Origin of the sequence: Phaeovulum sp., assembly GCF_047638075.1 — a bacterium.
Taxonomy (GTDB): Bacteria; Pseudomonadota; Alphaproteobacteria; order Rhodobacterales; family Rhodobacteraceae; genus UBA6197.
This window is the reverse complement of the sequence record NZ_JBLJBV010000093.1, coordinates 1-4,948: the sequence shown is the minus strand read 5'-3', so window position 1 is coordinate 4,948 and position 4,948 is coordinate 1. Positions and strand designations below refer to the sequence as shown.

Genomic DNA, 4,948 nt, shown 5'->3' with positions numbered 1-4,948 from the left:
GATGGCACCGATGAAATCTCGATTGCCGGGGTGACCTGGGTGGCGGCGCTTGAAAACGGCACCGTGCATGAATTTGAGGTCCACCCCGAAGAGGCCGGGCTGCCGGTTCACCCGTTCGAGGCGATCATCGGCGGCGAACCGGAAGAAAACGCCAAAGCCTTCAGCGCGCTTCTGGACGGGGCCAAGGGCGCATATCGTGACGCGGTCTTGCTGAACGCCGCCGCCGCCCTGATCGTGGCCGAAAAAGCCGCCGACCTTAAGGAAGGCGTCGCCCTTGCCGCCGAAAGCCTGGACAGCGGCGCGGCCAAGGCCAAGCTGGAGGCGCTGCGCAGGGTAACCGGCTAAGGCCGCCGCCGCCCTGCCCGAAGGAAAGATCGATGGATATTCTCGACAAGATCAAAGCCTACAAGCTGACCGAAATCGCGGCAGCCAAACGCGCCCGCCCAATCTCCAAAGTTGAGGCTGCGGCGCGGGCGGCCGATCCGGTTCGCGGTTTTGCCGCCGCGCTGGCCCGCAAGGCTGAAACCGGCTACGCCCTGATTGCCGAAATTAAAAAGGCCAGCCCCTCCAAGGGCCTGATCCGCCCCGATTTTGACCCCGCCGCCCTTGCCCGCGCCTACGAGGCCGGGGGGGCCGCCTGCCTTTCGGTGCTGACCGATGGCCCCAGCTTTCAGGGCGCACCCGAATATCTGGGCGCCGCGCGCAACGCCTGCACCCTGCCCGCCCTGCGCAAGGATTTTCTTTATGACACCTATCAGGTGGCCGAGGCCCGCGCCTGGGGGGCCGATTGCATCTTGATCATCATGGCCTCGGTTGAGGACGCGCTGGCCCGCGATCTGGAGGATGCCGCACAGCACTGGGGGATGGATGCGCTGATCGAGGTGCATGACCGGGCTGAACTTGATCGCGCGCTTGCCCTGAAGTCGCGATTGATCGGGGTCAACAACCGCAACCTCAAGACGTTTGAGGTGACGCTGGATGTGACCCGCGACCTTGCGCCGCATATCCCCGTAGGGCGCGATCTGGTCTGCGAAAGCGGGCTGTTCACGCCGCAGGATCTGGCCGCGATGGCCGATGTGGGCGCGCGACGCTTTCTTGTTGGCGAAAGCCTGATGCGCCAGGCTGACGTGACCGCCGCCACCCGCGCACTATTGGAGGCCCCATGCCACTGACCCATTTCGACGAACAGGGACAGGCCCATATGGTCGACGTTTCGGGCAAGGCCGTAACCGACCGCGTCGCCACCGCCGAGGGTTGCGTGGTGATGGCCCCCGAAACGCTGGCGCTGGTGATGGCGGGTAGCGCGAAAAAGGGCGACGTTCTGGGCATCGCCCGTGTGGCCGGGATCATGGGCGCCAAACGCGCCGCCGATCTGATACCGCTTTGCCACCCGCTGCCGATCACCAAGGTAACGCTGGATCTGACCCCCGACACCGCCTTGCCGGGGGTGCGGATCAGTGCCACGGTCAAGACCGCAGGCCAGACCGGCGTTGAGATGGAGGCGCTGACAGCGGTCAGCATTGCGGCCCTGACGGTCTATGACATGCTGAAGGCCGCAGAAAAGTCGATGCGGATCGAGGGTATTCGCGTCACCTTGAAAGATGGCGGAAAATCAGGTAGATACGAGGCAAAGCTATGATAACGGTTGAAGACGCGCTTGAACTGGCGCTTGCCCTGGCCAAGCCCGTGGAACCCGAAGATGTGGCCTTGCGTGAGGCCCTGGGGCGCGTTTTGGTCGCGCCCGCCGCGGCAAAGCTCAACCAGCCACCCTTTGCCTCATCCGCGATGGACGGCTACGCGATCTGCGCGGCCGATCACCACCCCGGCCAGACCCTGACCGTGATCGGAGAATCCGCTGCCGGTTGCGGTTTTGCAAGTGCCGTGGCCCAAGGCCAGGCCGTGCGCATCTTTACCGGTGCACCAGTGCCCAAGGGCGGCGAAATCGTTGTCATTCAGGAAAACACCACCCGCGACGCAGACCGCGTGACGCTGTCGGCCAGGCTGGACACGCATGACAATATCCGCCCGTTGGGGTCAGATTTCAGCCTTGGCGATACGCTGTCCGGCCCACGGCGTCTGGGGCCGAATGATCTGGCCCTTTTGGCCGCGATGAACGTCGACCGCGTGACCGTGGCGCGGCGCCCCGTCGTGGCGATCATCGCGACCGGTGATGAGTTGGTCATGCCGGGCGAAACACCCGGCCCCGATCAGATCCTTTGCTCCAATACGTTCGCGCTGGCAGCATTGGCTGAAAAGGCAGGGGCAAAAGTGAATATGCTGCCGATTGCCCGCGATACCGAAGACAGTTTGCGAACGATCTTTGGGCAGGCAGAGGGGGCCGATCTGATTGTCACCGTCGGCGGTGCCTCGGTGGGCGATCATGATCTGGTGGGCAAAGTGGCCGCCGATCTGGGATTGGCGCGGTCGTTCTATAAAATCGCCATGCGGCCGGGAAAACCGCTGATGGCGGGGAAAATGGGCGAGGCGGCAATGCTGGGCCTGCCCGGCAATCCGGTGTCAGCGATCGTCTGCGCGCATCTGTTCATGTTGCCGTTGCTGGCGCAGATGCAGGGGTTGAAGGGCCGACACGACACCCGCAAGGCGGTCTTGGGCGCTGATGTCGGTCCGACCGGCCCGCGCGCACATTACATGCGCGCGCGCCTGTCAAACCAGGATGCCCTGCCCCATATCACCCCGTTCGACGCGCAGGATTCTGCGCTGTTACGGCTTTTGTCAGAGGCAGATGCGCTTTTGATCCGCCCCTTGGGCGACGGCCCGCGCAAGGCGGGCGAAACGGTCGATTACCTTCCTATCTAGCGCAAAGCGTTGACACGAAACGGGAACGCGTCTAGAACTTTAGAAGAACGCGACGGGTTGGCCAAACGCCAGAAGGAAACGGGATGCTGACACATAAACAGTTGGAACTGCTGGATTTCATTCAAAAGCGTACGATGCGCGACGGCGTTCCGCCCTCTTTCGACGAAATGAAAGAGGCGCTGGACCTGCGGTCCAAATCCGGCATCCACCGGCTGATCACGGCATTGGAAGAACGCGGCTTTATCCGCCGGCTTGCCCACCGCGCCCGCGCGATTGAGATTGTGAAACTTCCCGACGCGATGGAACGCCCCGGGTTTTCCCCCAGGGTAATTGCGGGCGACCGCACGGATCCGCCAAAAGGCGCCCTGCCGGTTGAAACCGTCTATGCGATGGAACTGCCCGTCATGGGGCGGATTGCCGCCGGGGTGCCGATCGAGGCTATTTCCGAAGTGTCACACCATGTTTCCGTACCCAGCACGATGTTGTCGGGGCGCGGCGAACACTATGCGCTAGAGGTGAAGGGCGACTCGATGATCGACGCGGGCATCAACGATGGCGACATCGTGGTGATCCGCGAACAGACCACCGCCGAAAACGGCGATATCGTTGTGGCACTGGTCGAAGGGCACGAAGCCACGCTGAAACGGTTTCGCCGCAAAAATGGCATGATCGCGCTGGAAGCGGCCAACCCCGCCTATGAAACCCGGCTTTTGCGTGATGATCAGGTCAAGGTGCAGGGGCGTCTTGTCGGGCTGATCCGCAGCTACTGAGCATGGACCGGGTGCGGCCGCGGCGCTGCGCGGGTGCACTCAAATCGACAAGGATGCAAGGCTTAGTGGGCTTTGCGCGCCAAAGGTGCCCAAAGCCGGTTGCCGATCCGGCCCCCCGCGGTCTGGTGCTGCAAGGCGCCCCCGGTATCGGTTAGCGCCACTGACCCGGTCTGTCGAAGGCGGTCAAGATCATATAGATCGCAATTGCCGCCAGGGGTGTCGATACGGGCGGCCAGCACGACGATTGCGCCATCGCGGCAGGCGTCTTTCAGCCCCTCGGCGGCGGCCTTGCCCGTCAGGTGAACCACGTCGTGCCCCCCGAACCGCGCGCGACGGGTGCCGCGCGGCCCCTCAAAGGCCAGACGTTTGGCGGCATCCTGAAAGGTCGCGGTGTCACCATCCGCCTCAAGCCAGCTATCGGCCACAAAACCCGCGCCGGATTTTGACAGGGCGCGGCCCTTGGGCGTCATCAAACCCACCAACTCCCCCTCTGGCGCGATCAGCAGATCGGGGCGCGTGGCCGTACCCCACAGTACGAACGACGAAACCAGTGCCAGCAGCGCCGCCGCCCGCACCGCCCCCCGCGCCAGAACCGCGACCGCAGCGCCGATAGCCATCAGCGGCAGCACGGCGGCAGGCGGCGTTGGCACAGCGATCACCGCGCCCTCCATACCGCCAACCCAATCCGACACGGCGATCATCCAGGCGGTGCCCTTTTCCATCACCCAAAGGGCAGGTGCGGCCAGACCCAAGGGGGCCAACATCGCTGCAACAACCCCGGCGGGCATAACCAGCGTGCCCATCACCGGAACCGCCAGCAGGTTGGCCAGCAGGCCATATTCCGACATCCGGTTGAAATGCGCCGCCGCGATTGGCCCGGTTGAAATGCCCGCAGCCAACGACGTCACGATCAACATCGCGACCGGACGCAGCAGCACCGGCACATGGGGCTGAACCCGCGCCCAGGGCTGATAGATCAGGATCAACGCGACGGTGGCACCAAAGGACATCTGAAACCCCGGTTCCGTCAGGCTTTCGGGGCGTGCGACCAAAAGGATCATCGCCGCAATTGCCACAGTGCGCAGGCTGATCGCGCGGCGATCGAAAAGCACCGCGATCAGCATCACCGCCGCCATCAGATAGGCGCGCTGGGTGGCAACCTCGGGGCCGGCAAGCCACAGGTAGATACTGGCCGCGACCAGCGCCACCACCGCCGCAATCTTCTTTGTCGGCCACCGCAGCGCCACCGAACCGATCAGCGCCAACCCGTAGCGCACCATAGCAAAGACAAAGCCGGCCAGCATCCCCATATGCAGCCCGGAAATCGACACGATATGGTAAAGGTTCGAGGCCCGCATCGA

At 63.9% G+C, this 4,948-nt stretch carries 5 protein-coding genes and 1 pseudogene; 5 read left to right on the top strand and 1 reads right to left on the bottom strand.

Features of this window, described 5'->3' with window-relative positions; translation table 11 throughout:
* The 5 genes and pseudogenes from ACM62R_RS13935 to lexA all read left to right on the top strand — a co-directional run.
* Positions 1–345, top strand: a pseudogene (locus ACM62R_RS13935) (anthranilate phosphoribosyltransferase); the annotation flags it as partial.
* Between the two features lie 32 nt (positions 346–377).
* A complete protein-coding gene (trpC, locus tag ACM62R_RS13930; RefSeq protein WP_415184649.1) occupies positions 378–1,172 on the top strand; it encodes an indole-3-glycerol phosphate synthase TrpC in 795 nt (264 codons plus the stop codon).
* On the top strand, positions 1,163–1,639 hold the full coding sequence (moaC, locus tag ACM62R_RS13925) for a cyclic pyranopterin monophosphate synthase MoaC (protein ID WP_415184648.1): 477 nt from the start codon (positions 1,163–1,165) through the stop codon (positions 1,637–1,639). Before trpC ends, moaC begins: the two co-directional genes overlap by 10 nt.
* Positions 1,636–2,817, top strand: a complete 1,182-nt coding sequence (gene glp, locus ACM62R_RS13920; RefSeq protein WP_415184647.1) for a gephyrin-like molybdotransferase Glp — start codon at positions 1,636–1,638, stop codon at positions 2,815–2,817. Before moaC ends, glp begins: the two co-directional genes overlap by 4 nt.
* Positions 2,818–2,900: 83 nt before the next feature.
* The gene (lexA, locus tag ACM62R_RS13915; RefSeq protein ID WP_415184646.1) at positions 2,901–3,587 is read left to right on the top strand and encodes a transcriptional repressor LexA; all 687 of its coding nucleotides are present in this window, start codon (positions 2,901–2,903) and stop codon (positions 3,585–3,587) included.
* 62 nt (positions 3,588–3,649) lie between these two features.
* Here the strand turns inward: lexA and ACM62R_RS13910 are convergent.
* On the bottom strand, positions 3,650–4,948 hold a 1,299-nt coding region (locus ACM62R_RS13910; protein ID WP_415184645.1), incomplete at its 5' end, for a ComEC/Rec2 family competence protein.